The organism is Cytobacillus sp. NJ13 (assembly GCA_030348385.1).
Classification (GTDB): Bacteria; Bacillota; Bacilli; order Bacillales; family Cytobacillaceae; genus Cytobacillus.
The window spans coordinates 4,520,296-4,545,937 of sequence record JAUCFP010000006.1; the positions used below are offsets into that span (position 1 = coordinate 4,520,296).

Annotated in this window: 18 protein-coding genes and 1 other annotated feature; of the genes, 12 read left to right on the forward strand and 6 right to left on the reverse strand. The window is 41.2% G+C overall.

Annotated features, from left to right (window positions below; translation table 11 throughout):
• The first annotated feature begins 109 nt into the window (after positions 1-109).
• Positions 110-1,828 (forward strand): acetate--CoA ligase, encoded by a 1,719-nt coding sequence (acsA, locus tag QUF73_22300; GenBank protein ID MDM5228838.1) that lies wholly within the window; start codon positions 110-112, stop codon positions 1,826-1,828.
• Between the two features lie 179 nt (positions 1,829-2,007).
• Here the strand turns inward: acsA and QUF73_22305 are convergent, their stop codons facing one another.
• On the reverse strand, positions 2,008-4,875 hold the full coding sequence (locus QUF73_22305) for a transglycosylase domain-containing protein (protein ID MDM5228839.1): 2,868 nt from the start codon (positions 4,873-4,875) through the stop codon (positions 2,008-2,010).
• Positions 4,876-5,030: 155 nt separating this feature from the next.
• Positions 5,031-5,256 (forward strand) — a binding site (T-box leader).
• Between the two features lie 78 nt (positions 5,257-5,334).
• Between QUF73_22305 and tyrS the strand changes: the two genes are divergently transcribed.
• A complete protein-coding gene (gene tyrS / locus QUF73_22310; GenBank protein ID MDM5228840.1) occupies positions 5,335-6,594 on the forward strand; it encodes a tyrosine--tRNA ligase in 1,260 nt (419 codons plus the stop codon).
• A gap of 578 nt (positions 6,595-7,172) precedes the next feature.
• Here tyrS and rpsD read toward each other — a convergent pair.
• Complete coding sequence (rpsD, locus tag QUF73_22315) at positions 7,173-7,775, reverse strand: 30S ribosomal protein S4 (GenBank protein MDM5228841.1); 603 nt, start codon at positions 7,773-7,775, stop codon at positions 7,173-7,175.
• A gap of 572 nt (positions 7,776-8,347) precedes the next feature.
• On the opposite strand from rpsD, the gene QUF73_22320 reads away from it, so the two are divergent.
• Complete coding sequence (locus QUF73_22320) at positions 8,348-10,216, forward strand: diguanylate cyclase (GenBank protein ID MDM5228842.1); 1,869 nt, start codon at positions 8,348-8,350, stop codon at positions 10,214-10,216.
• 141 nt (positions 10,217-10,357) lie between these two features.
• Positions 10,358-11,545, forward strand: coding sequence for a methionine gamma-lyase (megL, locus tag QUF73_22325; protein ID MDM5228843.1), 1,188 nt, complete (start codon positions 10,358-10,360; stop codon positions 11,543-11,545).
• 50 nt (positions 11,546-11,595) lie between these two features.
• Here the strand turns inward: megL and QUF73_22330 are convergent, their stop codons facing one another.
• Positions 11,596-12,075, reverse strand: a complete 480-nt coding sequence (locus QUF73_22330) for a GAF domain-containing protein (protein MDM5228844.1) — start codon at positions 12,073-12,075, stop codon at positions 11,596-11,598.
• Positions 12,076-12,289: 214 nt separating this feature from the next.
• Here QUF73_22330 and refZ point away from each other — a divergent pair, with 214 nt between their 5' ends.
• Positions 12,290-12,919, forward strand: coding sequence for a forespore capture DNA-binding protein RefZ (refZ, locus tag QUF73_22335; protein MDM5228845.1), 630 nt, complete (start codon positions 12,290-12,292; stop codon positions 12,917-12,919).
• Between the two features lie 6 nt (positions 12,920-12,925).
• Here the strand turns inward: refZ and hisJ are convergent, their stop codons facing one another.
• Positions 12,926-13,720 (reverse strand): histidinol-phosphatase HisJ, encoded by a 795-nt coding sequence (hisJ, locus tag QUF73_22340; protein ID MDM5228846.1) that lies wholly within the window; start codon positions 13,718-13,720, stop codon positions 12,926-12,928.
• A 366-nt stretch (positions 13,721-14,086) separates the two neighbouring features.
• Here hisJ and ezrA point away from each other — a divergent pair, with 366 nt between their 5' ends.
• Entirely contained in the window at positions 14,087-15,775 is a 1,689-nt protein-coding gene (ezrA, locus tag QUF73_22345; protein ID MDM5228847.1) for a septation ring formation regulator EzrA, read from the forward strand.
• A 54-nt stretch (positions 15,776-15,829) separates the two neighbouring features.
• On the opposite strand, the gene brnQ is transcribed toward ezrA, so the two are convergent.
• A complete protein-coding gene (gene brnQ, locus QUF73_22350; GenBank protein MDM5228848.1) occupies positions 15,830-17,173 on the reverse strand; it encodes a branched-chain amino acid transport system II carrier protein in 1,344 nt (447 codons plus the stop codon).
• A 331-nt stretch (positions 17,174-17,504) separates the two neighbouring features.
• On the opposite strand from brnQ, the gene QUF73_22355 reads away from it, so the two are divergent.
• From QUF73_22355 to rarD, 6 genes are all read left to right on the forward strand, one after another.
• Complete coding sequence (locus tag QUF73_22355; protein ID MDM5228849.1) at positions 17,505-18,650, forward strand: cysteine desulfurase family protein; 1,146 nt, start codon at positions 17,505-17,507, stop codon at positions 18,648-18,650.
• Positions 18,647-19,855 (forward strand): tRNA uracil 4-sulfurtransferase ThiI, encoded by a 1,209-nt coding sequence (gene thiI / locus QUF73_22360; protein ID MDM5228850.1) that lies wholly within the window; start codon positions 18,647-18,649, stop codon positions 19,853-19,855. Before QUF73_22355 ends, thiI begins: the two co-directional genes overlap by 4 nt.
• A gap of 121 nt (positions 19,856-19,976) precedes the next feature.
• A complete protein-coding gene (locus tag QUF73_22365) occupies positions 19,977-20,180 on the forward strand; it encodes an alpha/beta-type small acid-soluble spore protein (protein ID MDM5228851.1) in 204 nt (67 codons plus the stop codon).
• Positions 20,181-20,354: 174 nt separating this feature from the next.
• The gene (locus tag QUF73_22370; GenBank protein ID MDM5228852.1) at positions 20,355-21,944 is read left to right on the forward strand and encodes an acyl--CoA ligase; all 1,590 of its coding nucleotides are present in this window, start codon (positions 20,355-20,357) and stop codon (positions 21,942-21,944) included.
• Positions 21,945-22,037: 93 nt separating this feature from the next.
• Complete coding sequence (locus QUF73_22375; GenBank protein ID MDM5228853.1) at positions 22,038-23,633, forward strand: amidohydrolase; 1,596 nt, start codon at positions 22,038-22,040, stop codon at positions 23,631-23,633.
• Between the two features lie 130 nt (positions 23,634-23,763).
• Positions 23,764-24,696, forward strand: coding sequence for an EamA family transporter RarD (gene rarD, locus QUF73_22380; protein MDM5228854.1), 933 nt, complete (start codon positions 23,764-23,766; stop codon positions 24,694-24,696).
• A 37-nt stretch (positions 24,697-24,733) separates the two neighbouring features.
• Here the strand turns inward: rarD and QUF73_22385 are convergent, their stop codons facing one another.
• A complete protein-coding gene (locus QUF73_22385; protein ID MDM5228855.1) occupies positions 24,734-25,534 on the reverse strand; it encodes an NAD kinase in 801 nt (266 codons plus the stop codon).
• Positions 25,535-25,642: the final 108 nt, after the last annotated feature.

The following is a 25,642-nucleotide window of genomic DNA, read 5'->3' on the forward strand; positions in this document are numbered from 1 at the left end:
TTATTTGGTTCATAAGTAATTATTTTTCGCTGCAAAATTTTAAAAATTGAGAAAATATAATGTTTATACTATAATAATATCAAATCTTAAATAAGGGGGATAATTATATATGAAAGTGGAAGCGCTGCCAGTAACACAAGGGGACTTCAATTTAAAAAGCTATGATGAGCTTTATGAAAATTTTAACTGGGCTGATGCGGAAAAAGAATTTTCCTGGAAAGAAACCGGCCGCATGAATATGGCCTATGAGGCCATTGACCGTCATGCGGAATCTTTCAGAAAAAATAAGGTTGCCCTTTATTATCGCGATGGACAGAGAAATGAGAAATATACATTTAAAGAAATGAAGGAACTATCCAATAAAGCGGGAAATGCATTAAAAGCATATGGGGATGTAGAGAAAGGAGACCGGGTTTTTATCTTTATGCCGCGCTCTCCTGAACTCTATTTTGCCGTATTGGGGGCTATTAAGCTGGGAGCCATTGTAGGCCCTCTGTTTGAAGCTTTCATGGAAGGAGCAGTCCGTGACAGACTTGATGACAGTGAAGCAAAAGTCCTGATTACAACACCTGAGCTTTTGGAGCGTGTGCCTGTCGATCAGCTGCCTGCCTTGAAGCATGTTTTTCTTGTTGGGGAAAATATCGAGGAAACAGGACCATATGTTGATTTTAATAAAAGAATGGCTGAATCGAGCAGGAAGCTGCCGATTGAATGGGTTGATGGAAAAGATGGCCTTATTTTGCACTATACTTCCGGTTCCACAGGCAAGCCAAAAGGAGTGCTGCATGTACATAATGCAATGATTCAGCATTATCAGACCGCTAAATGGGTGCTGGACTTAAAAGAAGAAGATGTATATTGGTGCACTGCTGACCCGGGATGGGTAACCGGTACTTCATATGGCATTTTCGGCCCTTGGCTGACAGGGACTTCAAACCTTATTGTTGGAGGCAGGTTCAACCCGGAGACTTGGTATAAAATGATTGAGGAGTATGGAGTCACAGTGTGGTACAGTGCTCCAACCGCTTTCCGCATGCTGATGGGGGCGGGCGATGAAGTTGTGAAAAAGTTTGATTTAAGCTCCCTTCGTCATGTCCTCAGTGTCGGGGAACCGCTAAATCCTGAAGTAGTCAGATGGGGCATAAAAGTATTCAATATGCGCATCCATGATACATGGTGGATGACAGAAACAGGTGCACAGCTCATCTGCAACTATCCTTGCCTTGAAATTAAGCCGGGATCAATGGGTAAGCCGATTCCGGGTGTTAAAGCAGCCATTGTCGATGATCAGGGAAATGAGCTGCCGCCAAACCGCATGGGGAACCTTGCGATTAAAAAAGGATGGCCTTCCATGATGAATGCCATCTGGAATAACGAGCAAAAATATGAATCTTATTTTATGCCAGGTAACTGGTATGTTTCGGGAGACTCTGCTTATATGGATGAAGATGGATATTTCTGGTTCCAGGGCCGTGTAGATGACGTTATCATGACATCTGGCGAACGTGTAGGGCCGTTTGAAGTAGAGAGCAAGCTGATCGAACATCCAGCTGTTGCAGAAGCTGGAGTTATCGGCAAGCCGGATCCTGTCCGCGGTGAAATTATTAAAGCATTTGTTGCTTTACGAGACGGACATGAACCTACTGAGGAATTAGTGGAAGAAATCCGCCAATTCGTTAAGAAAGGCCTTGCTGCCCACGCTGCCCCGCGTGAAATCGAATTCCGAGACAAACTTCCAAAAACCCGCAGCGGTAAAATCATGCGCCGTGTGCTTAAGGCATGGGAGCTGGACCTGCCAACTGGCGATTTGTCTACAATGGAAGATTAATAGAGGAGGCCGCTGCTTAATGAGCAGCGGTCTTTGTTATTGTTTCAAGGTTGTTTGTTATAAACCTTTTGATAAAATTGTTTAACAAAGTATCCAGAATATATTTTTGGCATTGTTATTTCTATAAAGAAAAAGCAGAATCCCAGACCCTGTCTGGGCCAATGGAATTCTGCTTTTCTTTAATTAGTTTCTTCACCATCACCGGGTTCTGATGGCTTCTCAGCATCAGGCTTTTCCTCGGCTGGAGGATCTTTAGGTTTCTCCTCTTTAGGTTTCTCTTCTTTTGGCTTCTCTTCTTTCGGTTTTTCTTTTTCCGTCTTTTGGCCGATTTCCACTACATTGGAAGAAGCAGACTCTTTGCCGGCAATGTCAACGGCTGTTACATGGATCGAGCCGCTTCCAGCCTTGTAGTTTAGGGAAGAGCCGGCTTTTATAGTAGCAACCTTTTTACCTCCGCTGTATACTCGATAGCCAATGACATCTTTTTCAGGATGTGCTCCCCAAGTAATGGTTTGGCCTGAAGCTTTTATGCTTGGGGCCGCAGGTGCTTTGCCATTGTCTTTGAGCTGATCTGCACTTGTCAGAATACTCTTCCAGCGTTCTTTATTCGGAATAAGAGTACTTAGATTTGCTTTAATGCCGAATAGTTTTTGAATATAATCCGGATTCACTACCATTCCAGGTTCAGTAAATTCTCCTGGTGTTGAATCAAGTGCCATATATTTTTTATCGCCAATTCGTACAAGTTTTCCATTGCCAAGGCTATCGTCAACTTTTGTAGGAACAAATTTGGCATTGAATAAATCAGTCTCGACTAGGCCAGCTTTAGAACATGCCTCTGAAGGGAGAAGGCCTGAAATGGCGCAGAATGAACGTCTTACGATTCCGCCCGGCATTTTAAAGCTTTCGCTCGGATCAACAAGGTCAGGTGCGACGTCATATGCTGCATTCATCAAATCCGCCCAGAGATAGTTATTGCGCAAACTATAGCTTAGCGGTCCAGGGGCTTTTAATGATTTAGGCGTATCATAGCCAGACCAGATACCGAAAGTGATATTTGGGTTGGATGCCACGAACCATGCATCTATGAATTCAGTACCAGTACCGGTTTTCCCTGCCCAGTCGGAACTGAACTTCAATCTGCTCTTAATCGATGTGGCAGTTCCGCTGTTAATAACATCTCTCATCATATCGATTGTAAGGTACGCTGTCTGCGGACTAAAAACATCAACAGGCTCGGATTTATTCTGGAATATAATGTTCCCGTCTTTATCTGTGATTTTTTCGATCATATAGGCGTCAATAAACTTCCCGCCGTTGGCAAATGTAGTAAAGGCGTTCGTATTTTCTTCAACAGTTACCCCATATTCCAAAGAACCAATGGATGTAGACAAGTTTGTATAGTCAGGGCCGATCAGAGAGGTAAAGCCCATTTTTTCCAGATAAGCGGCAGGCCGCTGTCCGACTATATCCTTATAGAGCTTTACAGCTGGGACATTGTATGAATGCTTGAGTGCTTGTCTGGCTGAAACGAGCCCGCTATAGGTATTTGTATAGTTCTTTGGCCAAGGTCTATTTAATCCTGGACTTAGGTATAGCGGCACATCAGGCAGAATAGTGCCGGGCGCTGCTTTTCCAAGTTCCATTGCAGGAGCATAGACTAAAAGCGGCTTCATGGTTGAACCATTTTGCCTTAGAGCGCTTGTAGCATGATTCAGCTGCTCGCGTTTGTGATCGCGTCCGCCGACAAAGCTGATGATTTTCCCGGTCTTATTTTCAATTAAAATAGCACCAACTTCTACGGGCTCCATGATTTGCTTATCTTCACCGGTTACCGGGTCCTTAATCGTCTCAGGTTTGTCTGGCCCATAATAAGGGTAGTTATTTTTCACCTGCTGCATTTTATCATAAATATCTTTGTTGATCGTCGTATGGATCTGGAAGCCATTCTGGCGGATCGTCCGGTCTGCCAGAGTCCTGTATTCCTCTCGGAGCTCGTCATCCTCTTTTAAGTCCTGCTCTTCGTATCCATCATTTTTTGCGAGAATTTTAGTCATGATGTTTACTGCACGTTCTTCAATTTCATACGTCAAATATGGATACTTTTCCAAAGGGCTTTCTGAAGGCGTAGTGAAATCCTTAGTCAGGTCGTAAGCCAAAGCTTCCTCGTATTGCTTCTGGTCAATCTTTCCGTCGTCATACATTCTTTTCAGAACAGTTTTCATCCTGGAGAAACCTGGTTCCAGATTCTCTTTGACCGTTCCCTCCCTTGTAAAAGGAGTGTAGCCGAATGGACTTTGCGGCAGTCCTGCTATGAATGCGGCCTGAGGCAAAGTTAATTCTTTTGCACTCACCCCAAAAATGCCTTTGGCAGCTGCTTCAACTCCGGCAACATTACGTCCGGATGCATTTCTTCCAAAGGTAGATACATTCAGATATGCTTCCAATATCTCTTTTTTATCAAAGAATTTCTCCAGTCGCAAAGCAAGCAGGATCTCTTTTGCTTTTCGCTCGAAAGAAACTTCATTCGTTAAGATTTGATTCTTTATCAGCTGCTGTGTAAGTGTACTTCCGCCGGATTGAACAGATGAATTTGTTACTTCCTGAAACAGTGCGCGCATAATCGCTTTGGGCACCACTCCGTCATGTTCGTAAAAGTATTCATCTTCAGTAGCCACAACTGCGTTAATTAAGTGTTCGGAAACATCATCAAGCTTAACTTCCTCACGTTCGAGGTCTGTTCTCAGCTTTCCTAAATATACGTTATTTGCAAAGTATATTTGCGATGTCTCTTCATAGTCATAAATATCTTTTTTCATGCTGGCATAGGATCGGATGGGTTCATCCTTTACCAGCGACGCGAAATAACCAGCTCCAATTCCTCCCGCGAACGCACCGCCAATGACAGCCAGTATGATAAAAAGCAAAGTAAGATTCCAGATAACCTGGTACGTTATACTCGCTCCTTTAGCTGCTTTCTTATTCCCGAAAAGGCCCGGAGTTTGCCTCAATTTATCAAATAATATCTGAAGCTTTTCTTTCATCATATCAATCCCCCTAAAATCACATCTATTATAGCATATTGCGACATAGTAATATGACAAGGTTCGCCATTTATCTGAAATTTCCTTTTTTTGCACAGGCATTTGACATTTGGCTGATTTTTATGATAAAAATGTTTTATCTAAGACGTTTAAATATTTTACAGGCATTGATGGGAACCCAGTAATGCTTCTATCCCTGTTTCAGAAAGCCGGCGTTCGCTGCGAGCCGGTACAAATAGAAGGATGAATTACCTCCCTGAGCTTTCACTGTCAACCTGCACAGCAGTTATAGCAGTGGACGGATTATCCGTTATTCTGAAAGAGTGGAGGACAGCTGTCCTCAATTTGGGTGGTACCGCGCAAAAATGATCATGCGTCCCTGCATATTTGCAGGGGCGTTTTTTGTATGGGTGATAACCTGTTAATGCCTTGAAAATAGCCGTTAATTAGGAGGAGTTTAAGATGAGTTTACTTAAAGATTTGCAATGGAGAGGAATTGTTTACCAGCAGACAGATGAAGAGGGCATCGAGAACACTCTCGGAAAAGAGGCAATCTCTTTATACTGCGGTGTAGACCCAACAGCTGACAGCATGCATATCGGGCATCTGCTGCCGTTTTTGACTTTAAGGCGCTTTCAAAAAGAAGGCCATCGTCCAATCGTTCTTGTAGGAGGAGCCACTGGCCTGATTGGAGATCCAAGCGGTAAAAGCGAAGAGCGGAAGCTGCAGACGCTGGAAACTGTACAGCATAATGTCGACTGCATAAAGAACCAGCTAAAAAGAATTTTTGATTTTGAAAGTGAAAATGGTGCAATTATGGTTAACAACTATGATTGGGCAGGCTCCATGGATATTGTTACTTTCCTGCGTGATTACGGGAAACATGTCGGAGTCAATTACATGCTCGCTAAAGACACCATTTCTTCCAGACTGGAAACGGGAATTTCCTTTACTGAATTCACTTACACCATCCTGCAGGCAATGGATTTCCTTCATTTATATGAGAACCATAACTGCAAAATGCAGATTGGCGGCAGCGACCAATGGGGGAATATCACAACCGGCCTTGAGCTCATCCGCAAAATGGCGCCTGAAGGGTCCAAGGCATACGGTCTGACCATCCCTCTGGTTACGAAAGCGGATGGAACTAAATTCGGCAAAACGGAAAGCGGCGCAATCTGGCTTGATCCGGAGAAAACATCTCCTTATGAGTTTTACCAGTTCTGGATTAACACAGCAGATGCGGATGTAATCAAGTATCTTAAGTTCTTTACATTCTTATCCCGTGAAGAAATTGAAGGCCTTGAAAAAGCTGTTCAGGAAGAACCGCATCTCCGTAAAGCCCAAAAAGCACTTGCTGAAGAAATGACACGCCTGATCCATGGGGATGAAGCATTGGAACAGGCTATTAAGATTACAGCAGCGTTATTCAGCGGGGAAATTAAAAACCTTTCGGCCTCAGAGATCAAACAAGGCTTTAAGGATGTTCCATCTTATGAGCATTCAGAAGGCGGAGAATTGGGCATCGTTGATTTGCTTGTTTCTGCCAAAATCTCCCCATCCAAACGCCAGGCACGTGAAGATGTGACGAATGGCGCTGTTTCAGTAAATGGAGAACGAATAACGGAGCTTGACTACACTCTTTCGGATAAGGACAAGATTGAAGGCCAATTTACTGTCATTCGCCGCGGAAAGAAGAAATACTTTTTAATTAAATACTAAAATGTAAGCCCTCCTGTGACGGAGGGCTTTTTGGCAATTCAACACCAGCCGCGATGAACAAATACTCGTTGACTGCACTGAGTAACGACGATTATTTCAGGGAGAACAGAAAGGGCAGTTAATTCTGTTGATTAACGCTGAAAACAGGTGAGGGGAAACAGAAAGGGCAGTTAATCAAGATGAATAACGACGAAAACAGACGAGGGGTAACAGAAATAGCAGTTAATCAAGATGAATAACGACGAAAACAGGTGAGGGGTAACAGAAATGGCAGTTAATCAAGATGAATAACGCCGAAAACAGGTGAGGGGTAACAGAAATGGCAGTTAATCAAGATGAATAACGACGAAAACAGGCGAGGGGTAACAGAAATAGCAGTTAATCAAGATGATTAACTACGAAAAAGACATCAGGGCAAACAATAAAGTAGTTAATCCCGCATAAGCTTGTTCATGAGAATTTACTTTTATGGTCAACGCTGGTAAAAGCTGTTATTTAATCATTGTTCATTAATATTATTCCATTAACACTCCATAAACAAAAAAACTGCCGACATTTCATCGGCAGTTTTACTATTATTAACGAGAGTAGAATTCAACGATTAGAGATTCGTTGATTTCAGCTGGAAGTTCAGAACGCTCAGGCATGCGAGTGAAAGTTCCTTCTAGCTTGTCTGCATCGAAAGATACGAAGTCAGGTACGAAGTTGTTTACTTCGATTGCTTCTTTAACGATGTCAAGGCTGCGAGATTTTTCGCGAAGTGTAATTGTTTGACCAGGTGCTACGCGGTATGATGGAATATCAACGCGAGATCCATCAACCATGATGTGACCATGGTTAACTAGCTGACGAGCTTGACGGCGAGTGCGTGCAAGACCTAAACGGTAAACCACGTTGTCAAGGCGTGATTCAAGAAGAATCATGAAGTTTTCACCGTGCTTACCAGGCATTTTGCCAGCTTTATCGAATAAATTGCGGAATTGACGCTCATTTACTCCGTACATATGACGAAGCTTTTGCTTCTCCTGCAATTGTAATCCGTATTCAGATAATTTTTTGCGCTGGTTTGGACCATGTTGTCCAGGAGCGTAAGGACGCTTTTCTAATTCTTTACCAGTTCCGCTTAGAGAGATTCCAAGACGACGGGATAATTTCCAGCTTGGACCAGTATAACGAGCCATTTAAGACTCCTCCTTTTGTGTTTTTATTTGGGTAAAATAAAAACAGAAACAGATGCGCACAACAATCATGTCCATTTTGTTTTCATGTACCTTCGCCCTAGCAGCAGAGGGTTACACAGTACCCCATCCCCAGAAAACTCTGGTTGAGGAACAAAATGAGTGCATCAAGGTGCTCACATAGGCTGCAATATTTTACACAAGGAGTATTATATAATTTTTAGAGGATAAAAGTCAAGATGATTTTATTTTTTACTCCTTCATATTTAAAGAATGTTTAAATTATAAGCGAAGTTTTTGTCCTTTGCTATTTTTCACATGAAATTAGAAAACTTATAAAGAGTCCATTTGCAAGATATGATATAATAAAGAAAAAATTGGAATTGTTTAATTAAAGGAAGGATGCTTTGCTTTTTTTATTTTAATGTGTATTTCTTGCCTTAAAAGATATGAATATAGGAAAGTCGAAACGAAATAGCCACATGTATGCTGAAAATATTAATTCTGGTCCGTTATAATATACCTTATTGGTTTAAAGATTCATGATCTGAGACATTTGATGGGTGATAATAAAGATGGATACACTTGAACGCCAAATCATACTTAATTTAAAAAGCCGATTTTTTGACATTATCGATACGGAGAACGGTTTCTTTCACTATGAAAAATTAGTGAATGAAATGCTTTCTGCCATTAAAGCCCTTACCGGAGCTGATGAAATAACTCTGTACGTCTTTAATGAATGGAAGCAGGAGTTTTTTGCAGAAGCTGCCACGAACCCGGATGCTTTGCTTTCACCTGCTTTTTCAGGTGATTTAAAAAGATGGGCTAACAAAAATAGAGAGCTGCAGAGTTTAGGCACTGAGATTAAGGGAGAACAAATCATGATTCCTCTTGTAAAGAGAGGTCAGCTGCTGGGATGCATGATTTTAACAGGTGAATCAGGCTGTTTTCACTCCTATCCAGAAAATGTATTTCAGGAGCTTAGCGAAGAATGCGGGCAATTTCTTGCTAAAGCTCAGGGTCTCGCCAAAATTGCATCTGAAGAAAAACGCTATAAACAGCTGTATCGAGTTACAGAGAAATTCCATTCCTCAATGGATATGGATATGGTGCTGGGGGAAATTATTTATACTTTGCAGGAAATGTATCCTACGTTTACCTATTACCTTCTGCTGTCCCAGGATAATAATAATCATGGGGATTTGCCCATTAGAGACCTTGAATATGACAGCGAAAACATCGCGGCCATGCAGGCATATGTCACAGGGGCTGTTCAATTTGAAGATTCCCTGCAGGAAATGCGCTCTGTCTTATATGCTCCATTAAAAGGGAAACAGGGGGTTTATGGAGTGCTTCAGGTCATAGCTCCTAATACCATCATATTCCCTAAAAATGAAATTGAATTTATCACGCTTCTGGCCAATACTGCAGGCAGTGCACTGGAAAATGCGCAGCTTTATCAGCAATCCAAGCGATTGATAGCGGACCTTCAATTAATTAACGAAACATCCCACCGCCTGAATTCGAATTTGCGCCTGACAGAAACCATGAACTTCATGGCGGATCAGATTCTGCATTCCTTTGATGCTGAAGAAGCCGGTTTCATCTTAATATCTTCTGATAGTGCCGATGTGAATATAATCCAGGGCAGCACTGAATTTTTTCAAACCAAAGAGGCAGAAATCTATATTCAGTATATAAAGACAAAGATCATTAAAGAGAAAGAGTCTCTTTTTATTGGGGATTTTTCTTTACAGTTCGAGGGAATGGCCAGCTTTTACAAATCCATCATGGCTGTGCCAATGACCCAATCTGGAGTATTAAAGGGGTTTGCCCTTGTCATGCATAGTTCTCCTTATCATTTTTCGTTTGAAACATTCAAGCTGCTCCAATCTTTGATTCATCATTCCACACTTGCCTTTACCAATTCAATGCTAAGAGAAGAGCTTGAAAAGATGGTTGTAACGGATCATTTAACAAAGCTATATTCGCGAAGTTATCTGGATGATCGGATTCATCAGTCCATGAATGAAGATCATGAAGGAACATTTATGCTTGTAGATATAGATGATTTTAAATTGGTAAATGATACATACGGACATCAGGTTGGCGATGAAATCATTATTCAAGTTGCCAATTTAATAAACAGCAATATCCGCAGCACTGATATAGGTGCAAGATGGGGCGGAGAGGAGCTGGCTCTTTACCTGCCAGGTGTTTCATTGCCGGCGGGATTGCTTATTGCTGAACGGCTTGTCAGAAAGGTATGTCAAATCACTGATCCCCAAGTAACCATTTCATGCGGTGTATCGTATTGGAGCAGGGGGAAAAATGATTCATATGCTGCGCTGTTTAAACGGGCTGACAAGGCATTATATACCGCCAAAAATACAGGGAAAAATAAAGTGATCATTGAGTCGGCTGCAGATTCATTTATCTAGGGACTGCCTTATGGAAAGGCAGTCTTTATTGGTATTTTTCCAAAACAAAATACTTTCAAAAAATATACTATTATCATATGCTGAAAGAGAAGTTTATTATAGATAATAATGTAAGCGCTTGCAGTGAAAGGGAGAGGTAGAATGGATAGGAAACATCGGTTTAACTTCGAGACGCAGGTCATCCATGAAGGATATGATGCTGAAAGGTTCAAGGGGAGCCTCGCACCGCCAATATTCCAGACGTCAACTTTTACATTTGAGACAGCACAGCAGGGAGAAAAGCGTTTCTCGGGTGAAGAAGAAGGCTATATCTATTCCCGTCTGGGAAATCCAACAGTTAAGATGCTTGAAGAAAGAATGGCCGCTCTGGAAAAAGGAGAAGCAGCCCTTGCTTTTGGGTCTGGTATGGCTGCAGTTTCAGCTGTCCTGTTTGCTTTAACAAAGACAGCTGACCATATTTTATGTTCTCAGGGAGTTTATGGCTGTACATTTGGGCTCCTGGAGATGATGGATGAAAAGTATAAAATCAGCCATGATTTTTCAGCTATGGAATCAAAGCAGCAGCTGCTTGATGAAATTAAACCGGAAACTGCCTGTATATATGTTGAAACTCCAATAAATCCAACAATGAAATTAGTGGATCTGAAAATGGTTGCAGAAGCAGCGAGAGAGAAAGGAATTCCAGTTGTAGTTGATAATACTTTCTGTTCGCCATATTTGCAGAATCCGATAGAACTGGGCTGTGATATTGTCATTCATAGTGCGACAAAATACATCGGGGGTCATGGTGACGTAGTTGCCGGGCTTGTAATTGGGTCTAAAGAATTTTTAGATAAAGTCTCCATGACGACTCAAAAAGACATTGGAGGCATTATTTCACCTTTTGATGCCTGGCTGCTTCTGCGCGGGTTGAAAACACTTGCAGTCAGACTCGACAGGCATTGTGACAATGCGGAACAGCTTGCAACATACTTATTGGAGCATCCAAAGGTAGAAAAAGTTTATTTTCCAGGAGACAGCAATAATGCAGATTTTGAAATTGCACAAAAACAAATGAGGAGACCTGGCGGGATGATTTCTTTTACTCTAAAGGGGGATAAAGAGACTGCTCAGGAATTTATGAACCGGCTGAATCTAATTAAAATTGCTGTGAGCCTTGGAGATGCTGAGACATTGATTCAGCACCCTGCTACGATGACTCATGCAGTGGTTCCAAAGGAGTCACGTGAAAAGATGGGCATTGAAGATACTCTGCTGAGGCTTTCAGTTGGACTTGAATCGTGGGAAGATATCAGGGATGATCTGTCCCAGGCACTCGAAGGAGCCTAATACTAAAAGGAGATGGCCTCAGATACGGTCATCTCCTTTTTGCAATTCCGTTAAAGGAATGATACAAGCACTTCCGAGAAGTCTTCAAGGTATTTTTGGTCAAGTTCATCAAACCGGTTTTTTTCTGGTGAATCAATATCCAGCACACCAAGAAGATTGCCCTCTTTGACAAGCGGAATGACGATTTCAGACTGCGAAGCTGCGTCACAGGCGATATGGCCAGGGAATTGATGGACATCTTCTACACGGAATGTTTCCATTTGCTTGGCAGCTGTCCCGCAAACGCCTTTACCAAGGGGGATTCTTACACATGCCGGCAGACCCTGAAATGGCCCAAGAACCAGCTCGCCTTCTTCCATCAAGTAAAACCCTACCCAGTTTGTACGGTCCAGGAATTGATTAAGAAGTGCTGATGCATTGCTTAGATTGGCAATGCTGTTTGTTTCTCCTTCAAGAAGAGCAGAGAGCTGTTTAATCAATAATTGATAATTTTCTTCACGGGTTCCCTTGTATGATTCGACACTAAACATCACAATTCACCTTACTTCCTCAAAGATATATGAATTTCCTGGCAGAAGAACAGGAAATTAGATAGACATTGTCGAGAACTTTAAAAAGGATAAGACGATTTTAGCAAGAATGTTTAATTATCACAACAAATCCGTTTTTGAATAAAGCCATAATTTATTATTCGCTCATTTATGCATGAACAGAGACTTTACAAAAGAAAGCGAGGCGGGAAAGATGAAAAAAAATTCAAAAGAGGCAATTGTGTCGGCCGCTATCTCCTTATTTAATACGAAAGGATTCTCTGGGACTTCCATCCGTGATATTGCAGGCAAAGCGCAGACAAATCCGGCGAATATCGCATACTATTTCGATAACAAACACGGGCTGCTTGAATATTGCTTTACTGCATTTTTTGAAGGGTATATTCAGGAGATTGAGAGGGGGTTTTCATTTCTTGAGCAGGGGGCTGCTCTGAGCCTGAAAAAAATTGCGCAAAATATTATGGCTTATCAATTTGAACATAGCCATTTAACAAGATTGATCCTCCGGGAAATTTCTATAGACTCCCAAGTAGTAAGGGAAATCATGTCCACTTACTTAGCAAAGGAAAAGTTTTATTTTGGCAAGGTGCTGGAAAGGGGCATGAAAACAAAAGAGTTTCGTATCCATTCAGCCAATTATACGATTGTCCAGCTGAAAGGACTCCTGTCCATGCCATTTTTGAACACACATTATATGGCTGAAGTTCTGCATGTATTTCCTCATGAAAAATATTTCGCAGACAAATACACGAAGGAGATCTTCAATTGGGTTGATGGAGTCCTATGCAATCATGCCGGAAAACCTTATGCTGCTGTACTCTGAAAGCATTTAAAGGTGTTTCATTCTATCAAGGCCCTGGCCCATTTCCTTTGCCTGATGAGAATCGGACCCATAAATCAGTGAAATGCCTTTTTGGGCCGCTGCTTCTGCTGCCCAATCGGGAGGATAGGACTCTTTGCATAACGGCTTGGCGAAGCCGGCTCCGTTATAGTCGAGTTCATAGTCTTGTTTTTGTACCTCATCAAGTATTTGGTTTATTTCCTCTCTAAATTCCCGATCAGCGGGATATTTTTTTTGGAACTTTTTAACCAGGGTAATATGCCCAATCCTTCTTGGTTTGAATGGCCCCAAATCTGCTTTTATAGATAAAAGCAGGGTGCGGAAATAATTCATATAAACAGCTTCAATTGAACCGTATTCTTCGATCATCTTTCCAAAAACATCGGGACTGTAGTCCAGGCATTCGTAGCGGCTCCCATGCTTTAGAAAGTGTACAGATAAAATAGAGTCATCCATATACTTCCCGTTCATATCGAGAAATTTTCGGATCTCCTGTTCAAAGCCTTCAATATAATCCACTTCAAGCCCCGCATTAATCCTGATTTTTCCTTGATAAGCAGCTTTCACTCTTGATATATCAGTAAAATACTTTTCAAGATGTTCCTTGCGCATCGCACTGTCGCGAGCAGGTGCGGGATCCTCAAAGCCCTCAGGGAGCGGAGCATGTTCAGTAAATGAAATTTCCTTAAAACCAAGATTTATTGCTTTTTCAACATAATCTTCTAATGCGTCCTTTGTCCCGTGAGGACAATAGGGGGTGTGGATGTGTCCGTCTTTTAGCATATGGAGAGCTTCCTTTCTGCAAATGTTTATAAATACAGTACTCAAGTCTCTTTTTAACATATCTCTTAAATAAAGAAGGAAATCTTTTATAAAAAGCGAATTGTTTGTATTTGAACAGCTCATATAGTTCAATAAAAAAATACGGATGTTCCAGTTATTTTCCGAAAATAGCAATTTAGATAAGATATAAAAGAAGAAATTCATAAAAATATGAAATAAATAGTCAAAAAATGTCGTTTACATGGTATCATAAAAGCATTGAAAATAACATGTGAAAATGAAGAAACGCCTGCGGGCATTTGTTATTACTTAAATAAAAACTTTACATATACATATTGGCTCGGGAACAGAACAGGGGGCTTTAAAATGGAATACATAATTGGAGTTATAGTCATTCTTTTATGCCTATATCTCACGGGATATTTTTTTAAGAAAAAACATTATAAGGAAATTGACAGGCTGGAAACATGGAAGATGGACATAACGGACCGCCCTGTTCTAGATGAGATGTCAAGAGTTAAAAAACTTAATATGACGGGGCAGACAGAAGAATTGTTTGAACGCTGGAGAAATGAATGGGATGAGATCGTAACATCACAGCTTCCGGATGTGGAGGAATTGTTATTTGATGCTGAAGAGAGCATCGATAAATACCGCTTTAAGAATTCCCAGGAAATCCAGCAGAGAATAGAGAAGAGATTAACCGAGATAGAAGAAAGCATAAAAAATCTGCTGAGTGAATTGAATGAGCTGGTAGGCAGTGAAGAGAAAAATAGAGCGGAAATTGAAGAATTGAAAGAAATGTATCGCCAATGCAAAAAGTCTCTGCTTGCACATCGCCATACATTCGGTAAATCAGAAATAATTCTTGAAGAACAGCTGGATGAAGCATTAGCCAAATTTGAAGAATTTGATGAGAAAACGGAGAAGGGCAATTACCTTGAAGCTCGTGAGATCCTTCTTGTGATTAAAGTGCTGCTTGAGGATTCTCAGGCTAAAATGGAAGCTATTCCAAACCTGATGGTTGAGTGTCAATCCAAGATCCCTTCCCAGCTGGAAGAGTTAAGGGATGGGTACAAGGAAATGCTGGATCAGGGGTATCTGCTTGATCATCTGCAAATAGATAAAGAAATTGAGAGACTTGAAGAACAAGTAACTGCATATGCCGGCTCTATTGATAAAGCGCAAATCGAGGAAGTTCAAAAAGGAGTCGAAGAGATTAAAGATAATATTGAACTTCTGTATGATCTGCTCGAAAAGGAAGTACATGCCAGACATTACTTAAGCCAGCAGGATGATGCAACAAGAAACATGCTTTATAATAATAAAGATATGAATAATCAGCTTAAGACAGAGATAACTGCTATCCGGAATAGCTATCATGTTCCAGACAAGGATCTGGAAATTCAAATCCATCTGGAGAAAAAAATAACTCAGCTCTTCAAAAAATTCGAAGTGCTGGAGCATAAAATTAATAGCGGGAGTACTCCCCATACTGTCTTGAGAGAAGAGCTTGCTGAAATCAAGGAACACATTGAGGAAATTTCAGATGAGCAGACAGCCTTTGCGGAAATGCTCCAGGCCTTAAGAAAAGACGAGATGTCTGCAAGGGAAAAAGTAAAAGAGTTAAGCAAGAAAGTGGCAGAAACGATAAGGCTTATCTCCAAAAACAATGTGCCTGGAGTTTCCCAGGAATATAAATATTTGATCCAGGATGCGAAAGAAAGCATAGATAATGTGCTGGCTAAACTCGATGAGAAACCATTGAATATTCCTGCGGTCCAGCAATATCTTGAAGTTGCGGTGCTTACTGTCGATAAGGCTGCGGATTCAGTGAGTGATATGATTGAGACGATCCTTTTAGCTGAGAAAGTCATTCAATATGGAAATCGATACAGAAGCAGATATCCATCTATTGATAAAGGGTTAATGGAAGCAGAAGCTTCATTTAGAAACTATGAATATAAAACAGCACTGGAGCAGGCTGCAGCTTCAATCGAAGAGGTCGAGCCGGGTGCGATCAAGAGAATAGAAGAAATGATAACTGAGCACTAAAAAACCAGATCCGATTGGATCTGGTTTTTTGTTGTCCGCTTCTGCCTTTGTTCTTTAGTCATTTACAGCAATTGGCTTTTTAGCTTCTCCGAAAGCTATTGCCAGGAAGTAACCTATTACAGCTCCTGCAATGGCAGGCACAATCCAGCCGATTCCTTCAGCAAAGAATGGCAGGAATTGCAGTGAGTCTGTGATGACGGATACATCCATTCCAGCTGTTTTTAACCCATCCACAAAACTAATTAAGCCTGTAGGAATTAAAGCCCCTATATATACCGCAGAGTATCCATTAAAGGCATTGTGCATAAAGGAAAGCAGAATCAGCACGATGGCCAGAGGATAAATAATGATTAAGATTGGCAATGAAAGTTGAATCAGCTGAGTTAAACCAATGTTTGCAACCACCATGCTGAACAGAGAAAGAATGATGACAATGGTTTTATAAGGTACTTTTGGGAGCAGCTTATGAAAGTACTGCGCACAAGCGGAAACGAGTCCGACTGACGTGGTAAGGCATGCTACCGTAATGGCCAGCCCAAGGATCAATGCTCCCGAAGCGCCAAATAGATATTGAGAAGCGGCGGATAGGACAGCACCGCCATTATCAAATTGACCTATAGCTTCCATACTTGATGCCCCAATATATGCAAGGGACAAGTATACTGCCGCAAGACCAGCAGCTGCTATAAGTCCGGCAGTAATGCATATTTTCATAAGTGAATGTTTATTTGTCACACCCATACCCTTTATTGAACTAATAACAATAATACCGAATACTAAAGCTGCAATTGTATCCATAGTCAGGTAGCCTTCAATGAAGCCTTTAAAGAACGGCCCCTCTGCATATGCCCCCATCGGTGCTTTTAATTCGCCCATTGGAGTAATGATGCTTTTAATAACCAGAACAGCAAGGATTATGAGGAGTGCAGGCGTGAAAATATTGCCGATCCTATCCACTAACTTCGATGGATTCAAAGAAAGCCATGCTGTAATGCAAAAAAAGACAATGGTATAAGCTAATAAAGCATATGCACTTTTGGAAGCGGTTTCAGACAAGAACGGAGTAATCCCTATTTCAAAAGCAACGGTTCCGGTACGCGGAATTCCGAAAAATGGTCCGATGGCTAAGTACATAATAATCGTAAAAATAATTCCATATAAAGGGTGTACACGGCTTGCAATCGTCTGTAAATCGCCATTTTTGGCAATGGCAATAATGCCTAATAGCGGCAATCCGACCCCTGTAATTAAAAATCCGATAATAGCAGTCCATACATTCGTTCCGGCAGATTGTCCCAGGAATGGAGGGAAAATCATATTCCCTGCCCCAAAGAATAGAGCAAATAACATGAGTCCGACGGCGAGAATTTGTTTTGGTGCTAATGTTTTATTCTCCATATATATCCTCCTGAAAATAGTTCCATATCATAATGTTTAGAACATTTTCATATTAGCACAGGTGCTAAAAAAAATGTCGAAAAAATACGAAGTCTTAATATTAAGTATTTTATGATAATAAACTGGAGCTGTCCTTTACTCACAGTGCCATATTATCAGCTTTCCACGGGGGCAGCAATTCATTCATTTGGTTAATTTGTTCAAACTTGAATAATTTAATAGTAAAGAAATGAATATTTAAAAACAAAAGCTAATTACATTTCCAATCTTACATGGTTATGATATGATTTACAGTTGGCTAAAGGGTTTTCGGAACGGAAAGGAGAAGTCCGTGATTTATTTAGATAACAGTGCAACGACAAAACCATATAAAGAAGTGCTTGAATCTTTTATAAAGGTTTCTTCAGAATACTTTGGGAATCCCTCTTCCCTGCACGAATTCGGCGGAAAGGCAGAGAGGCTGCTCATGCAGGCACGTGAGCAAATTGCTCATCTGCTGAATGTTAAGCATAATGAGGTGTATTTTACATCAGGAGGGACAGAGAGCAATAATCTTGCAATAAAAGGAACGGCTTTAATGCATAGGAAAAGAGGCCGCCATATTATCACAACTGGATTGGAACATGCTTCAGTGAAGGAAGCGATGGAGCAGCTGAAAGAATTGGGCTACCACATTTCCATCATTCCACCGGATAAAGACGGTATTGTCCATGCTGAAGACATTGAAAAGGAAATTACACCGGAAACTATTTTAGTCTCAGTTATGCATGTAAATAATGAAATTGGTTCCATTCAGCCAATAAAAGAAATTGGAGAGATGCTGAAGAAGCATTCGCGAGTGATATTCCATGTAGATCACGTCCAGGGAATCGGAAAGGTTCCTCTTGATCTTTATCAAGCCAGCGTGGATCTGTGTACGATTTCAGCTCATAAATTCCACGGTTTAAAAGGGAATGGGGTTTTGTTCATTCGAGATGGTCTTCGTCTTTCACCGTTATTCTCCGGGGGCAATCAGGAATGGAAAATAAGAAGCGGCACAGAAAATGTAGCTGGCATTGTAGCAATGGCAAAGGCGCTAAGGCTTACAATAAATAATATGGAAAAGCATTTGAGCCGGCTTATATCTATTAAAAGGTATATTTTTGAGGAAATGAATAAAATTGAGGATATTACTGTCCATACCCCCGAAAGAAACTCTGCTCCTCATATTGTGAATTTTTCCATAGAAGGATTCAAAGCAGAGGTATTTGTCCACGCTTTAGAAGAGCGCGGGATTTATATATCAACTACAAGTGCCTGCTCTTCAAAGAAAGCTGCTGCCAGCATCACCTTGATGGCTATGGGAATCCCTGAAAAAGATGCGAAAAGTGCAGTCCGGATCAGCTTATCTTATGATAATACAATGGAAGAGGCAGAGGTTTTTGCTGAGGCAGTAAAAGAGACCGTCATAAGGCTAAGAGAGGTAATGAAATCATGAAAAATTATGATCGTATACTTATACGATATGGAGAAATCTCCACAAAAGGAAGAAACCGCAATAAGTTTGTGGATAAATTAAGAAAAAGCATATTAGATGTGCTCAATGAATTTCCCGGGATCAAGATTGAATCTACAAGAGACCGAATGTATGTTGTCTTGAATGGAGCAGATGGCAGAGAGGTTTCTGATCGCCTCAAGGGCATCTTTGGCATTCAGTCTTTCAGCCCTGCTGTTAAAACCACTAAAGATATAGAAGAAATGAAGACAGCCGCATTGGCATTATTCTTAAAACATTTTGAAGAAGGAAAGACTTTCAAAATTACGGCTAAGAGAGCGGATAAAAGCTTTCCTTTAAATACAGACGAACTCAATCATGAATTTGGCGGACACCTGCTGAAGAATGTGCCGGGTCTAAAAGTGAACGTAAAAAAACCGGATATAAATCTGCAAATTGAAGTTCGCGAAGAGGCGGCTTACTTATCATGCGAAACCATTCAGGGTGCTGGCGGACTTCCTGCAGGTTCGAGCGGAAAAGCCATGCTTATGCTCTCTGGGGGAATTGACAGCCCGGTAGCAGGTTACTTGTCCATGAAGAGGGGATTGGAAATTGAAGCTGTCCATTTTCACAGCCCGCCTTTCACGAGTGAGCGCGCAAAACAAAAAGTAATTGATTTAACTGAAAAACTTTCTAATATTGCTGGAACCGTAGTACTTCATATTGTTCCTTTTACAGAGATTCAGCAGCTGATCCATCAGCAGGTTCCGTCGAATTATACGATGACGGCTACAAGACGATTGATGCTTCGGATCACTGATGAAATACGCAATAAAAATGATGGTCTTGCCATCATCACGGGGGAAAGTCTTGGACAGGTAGCCAGCCAGACACTCGAGAGCATGTTTGCCATTAATGATGTGACAACAACACCTATCCTGCGGCCGCTTATCACAATGGATAAATCAGAAATCATCGACATTGCCCAAAGCATCGATACCCACGACATATCCATCAGGCCGTTCGAAGATTGCTGTACCGTTTTTGTCCCATCATCACCAAAAACAAAACCAAAACGCGACAAAGTCCGCCGCTTCGAAAGCTTTGTTGACTTCGAGCCGCTTATTGCAAAAGCAGTTGATGATACCGAAATGACGGTTATTAAACCTCAATCGCGCAATGAAGAGTCTTTTGGGGAGTTATTTTGATCTTAAATGCAGATTAATTGTTAAATTTAACTTTAAAAAATAATACAACAATTACCAATTAAATAGTGTATATGGCCATGTGATTCTACACATTCTATACTCACAAGGAGGTGAAAATCACATGGCAAACAACAACAGCTCAAACCAACTTCTAGTTCCTGGAGTACAACAAGCTCTTGACCAAATGAAGTACGAAATCGCTACTGAATTCGGTGTAAACCTTGGTGCTGAAACTACTTCTCGCGCTAACGGTTCTGTAGGTGGAGAAATCACTAAGCGTTTAGTTCAAATGGCTGAACAGCAATTAGGCGGTTTCCAAAGATAATTAAATAATATGGCTACAAGGAGCAGGAATCATTCCTGCTCCTTATTTTTGTGCGAAATTTATTTTTCAAAAAATAAATAATTTTAAATTTTATAATAATTTAGTATAATAATTTCTATAGATTACGCATCTATGTTCAGACACCAGCAAATGAAATTGTCAGGGGGAGATTTGATGAAACGGGAAGACTTAATTGCACCGGAGAAATACAATCTCGTATCAGAAATGGAGCGGTTTGCCGGAGATAAGGACAAACTTGCAATAAAGTGGGAAAATGAGCAGGGAGAAAAGAAAGAGATTACATACAGTGAACTGATCCTTAATGCAAATAGAATTGGAAACGTTTTCTTAGAAAATGGTCTGAATAAAGGGGATGTTATTCTGATCATTGTTCCAAGACTGATTGAAGCGTATCAGGTTTACAGTGCATCATTAAAAGCCGGAATTGTCGTCATACCAAGTTCAGAAATGCTTCGGTCGAAAGATCTCCAATACCGCATTAATCATGGGGATGTTAAAGGTATAGTAAGTTATTATCCATATGTTGACCAATTTAAAGATATTAAGGAAGCAGCAGCGCTGCCGAAGTTTGTGATAGGCGGAAGCGCAGAAGGCTGGATCGGGTTAGATGAGGAAATGAAAAAGGCTTCCGATGAGCTTTCGTTGGCTGATACTTCCCGGGATGACATGGCGTTCCTTTCATATACATCAGGAACAACAGGAAATCCCAAAGGTGTAGTACATACACATGGCTGGGCATTTGCTCACCTAAAAACAGCAGCACCGAACTGGCTATGCATTAATGAAGGCGATACAGTATGGGCAACGGCAGGCCCTGGCTGGCAAAAATGGATCTGGAGCCCATTCCTTTCTGTTCTGGGTTCTGGTGCTACCGGACTTGTTTACAATGGCAAGTTCGAGCCGAAGAAATATTTGCAGCTGTTAGAAGATTATCAGGTAAATGTCCTTTGCTGTACGCCGACTGAATACAGGCTGATGGCAAAGGCTGAAAATATTCATGAATACAAGCTGCCTGGGCTTCATAGTGCTGTTTCAGCCGGTGAACCGCTAAACCGCGAAGTGATTGATACATTCAAAAAGCATTTTAACGTAAATGTCCGTGACGGGTATGGACAGACAGAAAATACCCTGCTTGTCGGCATTACGAAGGATATGGAGCTAAAAGCAGGTTCAATGGGCAAACCGACCCCTGGCAACAGAGTTGACATTATCAATGAAGAAGGTGAGATATGTTCTGTTGGTGAGGTTGGAGATATCGCTGTCCATGTCGAAACTCCTGCGCTCTTCAAAAACTATTATAAAGATCCGGAAAGAACAGCTATGCAATTCCGCGGAGATTACTATATTACCGGAGATAAAGCAAAGAAAGATGAAGATGGCTATTTCTGGTTTGAAGGCCGCGGAGATGATATTATAATCAGCTCAGGCTATACCATTGGACCTTTCGAGGTGGAAGATGCGCTTGTAAAGCATCCGTATGTAGCGGAATGTGCAGTTGTGGGGAGTCCGGATGAAGTGCGCGGATTGATTGTTAAAGCATTCGTTGTATTAAGGGAGGGTGTCGACCCAAGCGATCCTAACCTTGTTTCTCAGCTGCAGGAACATGTAAAAGAGCTGACGGCTCCTTATAAATACCCTCGGAAAATTGAATTTCTATCAGAACTTCCTAAAACTACTTCAGGAAAAATTATGCGTGTTGAATTACGGAAAAAAGAAGCGGAAACTGCTTCAGCGCAAAACTGAATGCTATGAAAAATGCAGGCGGGAATTCCGCCTGTATTTTTGTTATACTATGGTAAAATGTGAACTTTTAGTTTATTAAAGGAGAAAAGATTTATGGGAACGCTTTGGCATGGGGGCATGATTTATACCCTTCAGCAGGAAGGTCATCAGATAGAGGCCGTCTTTACAGAAGGCAGCCAAATTATTGAAATTGGCGCTTTGAGGGATTTAAGAAACAAATATAAAGAAGAGATTCAAAAAGAGATAGATCTGCAGGGAAGCACCATGCTGCCGGGATTTGTGGATAGCCATATGCATCTAATCGGGCATGGTGAAAGGCTAATAAGGCTCGACTTATCTAAGCACACATCAAAGCAGGAAGTTCTTTTGGCTGTTAGGGAATTCTCAGAGACCATAGAAGAGGGAGAGTGGGTCATTGGGGAAGGCTGGAATGAAAATTTATGGGATCAGCCGGAACCTATTTATGCTTCAGAGCTTGATCAATTTGTTCCGAATCATCCTGTCATGCTGAAACGTGTGTGCAGACATGCGCTTGCAGTCAACTCCCTTGGATTATCAAAAGCAAATATTACAGAGGATACTGAATGTCCTCCAGGTGGAGTAATTGATAAAGATGAATATGGGAAACTAAATGGACTTTTGAAAGACCAGGCCCAGGAACTTTTATTTAATGTGATGCCGGCTGTCTCACAAAGCTATTTAAGGAAGGCACTTCATGCTGCCATTAAAGATGCCTATAAGCTTGGACTGACAGGAGGACATACTGAGGATCTCAATTATTATGGAGGATTCAGCCAAACTTATCAGGCTTTCAAGCAGGTAATAGAGGAGGATAATCTTCCTTTCCGTGCACATCTGCTTGTTCATCATGAAGTTGCGGATGAAATGAAGGAATCAGGCGGAGGGTTTTTAGAGGGAAGTAAACATATAGAATTTGGGGCAATGAAGATATTCGCCGATGGAGCCCTGGGCGGAAGAACAGCTTTATTAAGCCATCCGTATGCAGATGACCCATCCACTTCGGGAGTTGCCATTTTTTCACAGGAGCAGCTTGATGGATTAGTGGAGAAAGCCCGCAAGCATGAATTGCCGGTTGCCGTCCATACGATTGGAGATTTGGCATTTGAAATGGCATTAAATGCGATAGAAAAGCACCCACTGGAAGGTTTGGGACGAGACAGGCTGATTCATGCACAAATATTGCGCAAAGAACTTATAGACAGGGCTAAAAAACTGCCATTAATCCTTGATATCCAGCCAAGATTTACAGCATCTGATTTTCCATGGGTGATTGACCGCATTGGTGAAGAACATATGGAGTACTGTTACGCTTGGAAGACACTTCTTAAAGAAGGGATACATTGTGCAGGAGGTTCTGATGCGCCGATTGAGCCGGCCAATCCGTTTCTTGGAATTCATGCGGCTGTTACAAGAACAAATATAGATGATCCGCACAATACAGTCTATTATCCAAGTGAAGCGTTAACTGTTTATGAAGCAGTATGCTTATTCACAAAAGGAAGTGCATATGCTGCATCCCATGAAAATGATAGAGGTGTAATAAAAGAAGGATATATGGCAGATTTCACCATATTACATGAAGATATCTTTAAAATGCCAATAGGGCAAATTGCCGCCATTTCAGTAAACAAAACCGTTATTGACGGAAAAATAGTATACGAATCATAAGCGAAAGTGCCAGGCACCTATTCCACCAGGTGCCTGGCATCGTTTTGGCAGGAAAAAATGATTGCAAACATTTTTATGGCAGATTTATAATATAAATATTTCGATACTAGAAAGAATTGAGGAAATGGCAATGAAAAATAATGAAGTGCAAACGGGAGCACTATACGCAGGGTTTGCTTACTTTTTATGGGGCATTCTCCCGGTTTATTGGAAGTTTTTAGATCACGTCCAAGCAGATGAGATTTTGGCAAACAGGATTTTTTGGTCGTTTTTCTTTATGCTGATGATCTTGCTGGCTTCAAAGAAATGGAATGCTTTTGCTGAAACGCTAAAAGGATTTAAAACAAATAGAAAACAGCTTTACGCTCTTGTAATTGCCTCCCTTTTGATCAGCACCAACTGGTTTTTATATATTTGGGCGGTCAATACCGATCAGATGATTGAGGCTAGTCTTGGCTATTATATTAATCCGCTCGTAAGTGTGGTTCTGGGCATGGTGGTTTTTAAAGAGAAACTATCACCTGCGCAATATGTATCTTTTGGATTTGCGTTTGCAGGGGTTATGATTTTGACTGTCAGCTATGGGCGGTTTCCCTGGATAGCCATTGTCCTCGCTTTATCCTTTGGCCTTTATGGGCTAGCCAAAAAGCTCATAAAGGTAGATTCTGCAGTTGGTTTAACACTTGAAACACTTGTAGTGACCCCGATCGCATTTATTTATATGATTTTGCTTTTTATGAATGGCAAACAGGCATTTCTGCATGTTTCTCTAAGCTCCGACTTGCTCCTCATAGGAGCAGGCGCAGCCACAGCAGTGCCGCTATTGTACTTTGCCAAAGGGGCACAAAAGATACCGATGTCCATGCTTGGTTTTCTGCAGTATATTGCGCCGACCATTACACTGATTCTGGGGATCTTCGTTTATCATGAGCACTTTACAAAGCTTCACTTGCTTTCCTTTATGTTTATTTGGCTGGCCTTAACGATTTACTCTGTTTCAAGGACAAAACTCTTTGTCCATTGGGAAACAAAACTAAAGCGCGGAAAAGGTATTGGCATATAGAAAAAAGAGTTTCGCACCATCATGCGAAACTCTTTTTTTATAAAAATGTCCTCTTAACCTTTTCCCAAAAGGAATTGTCTTTCAGTTTTACGGTTTTAATGATTTTGTCGCTAAGCTTAATATCAATCTTTTCTACATGCTGGATGCTGAGGGCCTCGTTGTCCATTCCCATTGTAGGATGGTCGTTGCCGTCTTGAACCACTTTGAGGGTCAGCTTTCTGTTTCCGCTCAGGATAAAGGAAGATCCGAGTGTGCGATAGCGATTATTATTTAGTGAAGCGAGTTCGCTTACCTGCATGCAAGGAAGCAGCGGGTCAACAACAGCTCCATTTACAGACTTATTATAGGCTGTGCTTCCGGTTGGGGTGGCAACAATCATTCCGTCCCCGCGAAACGTTTCAAAATGAAAATCATCGATAAAGACATCAATTACAAAAGTTTTAATTATGGCGGAACGGATGCTGAATTCATTTAAGCACTGAAAAGATGTCTGGTCATCAACCGTAACATCAATAGTGGGATAGCGTCTTACTTCTACTTGTTCATTTGTCATTGCCTCTACCATCTTGGCAGTATCATCGAGATGGAAATCACAGTACAGGCTCAGACTGCCAGTCGTTGAAATACCGGCATACAAACAATCATCTCGATAGCCAGTTTTGCGGACAGCCTGCAAAAAGGTTCCGTCTCCCCCGATGCTTACAATGATATTGGCTTGTTTGAAGTCATTAACAATGGTAAAGGCATGCTCTTTAGCCAGGCTATAAAGCGGTGCTACTTTTTCCATCGTTTCTTCATCTTTTTTGTGATAAAAGTATATATTGCGTCTTTCAGGCATATTCATTCCTCCAAACAGTAATAAAGGTTGTGGAATTCCAGGGGAAAAAATGTCCTTGATGATTTTCTTTCCCAAATAATTCATATTTTGCTATGATTATGGTTGCCT

Coding starts and splice junctions, on each gene's coding strand:
- acsA (MDM5228838.1), top strand. CDS start 110: ATGAAAGTGGAAGCGCTGCCAGTAACACAAGGGGACTTCAATTTAAAA.
- QUF73_22305 (MDM5228839.1), bottom strand. CDS start 4,875: ATGATGAAAGAAAAGCTTCAGATATTATTTGATAAATTGAGGCAAACT.
- megL (MDM5228843.1), top strand. CDS start 10,358: ATGGATAGGAAACATCGGTTTAACTTCGAGACGCAGGTCATCCATGAA.
- rpsD (MDM5228841.1), bottom strand. CDS start 7,775: ATGGCTCGTTATACTGGTCCAAGCTGGAAATTATCCCGTCGTCTTGGA.
- thiI (MDM5228850.1), top strand. CDS start 18,647: ATGAAAAATTATGATCGTATACTTATACGATATGGAGAAATCTCCACA.
- QUF73_22330 (MDM5228844.1), bottom strand. CDS start 12,075: ATGTTTAGTGTCGAATCATACAAGGGAACCCGTGAAGAAAATTATCAA.
- QUF73_22385 (MDM5228855.1), bottom strand. CDS start 25,534: ATGCCTGAAAGACGCAATATATACTTTTATCACAAAAAAGATGAAGAA.
- refZ (MDM5228845.1), top strand. CDS start 12,290: ATGAAAAAAAATTCAAAAGAGGCAATTGTGTCGGCCGCTATCTCCTTA.
- hisJ (MDM5228846.1), bottom strand. CDS start 13,720: ATGCTAAAAGACGGACACATCCACACCCCCTATTGTCCTCACGGGACA.
- brnQ (MDM5228848.1), bottom strand. CDS start 17,173: ATGGAGAATAAAACATTAGCACCAAAACAAATTCTCGCCGTCGGACTC.
- QUF73_22370 (MDM5228852.1), top strand. CDS start 20,355: ATGAAACGGGAAGACTTAATTGCACCGGAGAAATACAATCTCGTATCA.
- QUF73_22375 (MDM5228853.1), top strand. CDS start 22,038: ATGGGAACGCTTTGGCATGGGGGCATGATTTATACCCTTCAGCAGGAA.
- tyrS (MDM5228840.1), top strand. CDS start 5,335: ATGAGTTTACTTAAAGATTTGCAATGGAGAGGAATTGTTTACCAGCAG.
- ezrA (MDM5228847.1), top strand. CDS start 14,087: ATGGAATACATAATTGGAGTTATAGTCATTCTTTTATGCCTATATCTC.
- QUF73_22365 (MDM5228851.1), top strand. CDS start 19,977: ATGGCAAACAACAACAGCTCAAACCAACTTCTAGTTCCTGGAGTACAA.
- QUF73_22320 (MDM5228842.1), top strand. CDS start 8,348: ATGGATACACTTGAACGCCAAATCATACTTAATTTAAAAAGCCGATTT.
- rarD (MDM5228854.1), top strand. CDS start 23,764: ATGAAAAATAATGAAGTGCAAACGGGAGCACTATACGCAGGGTTTGCT.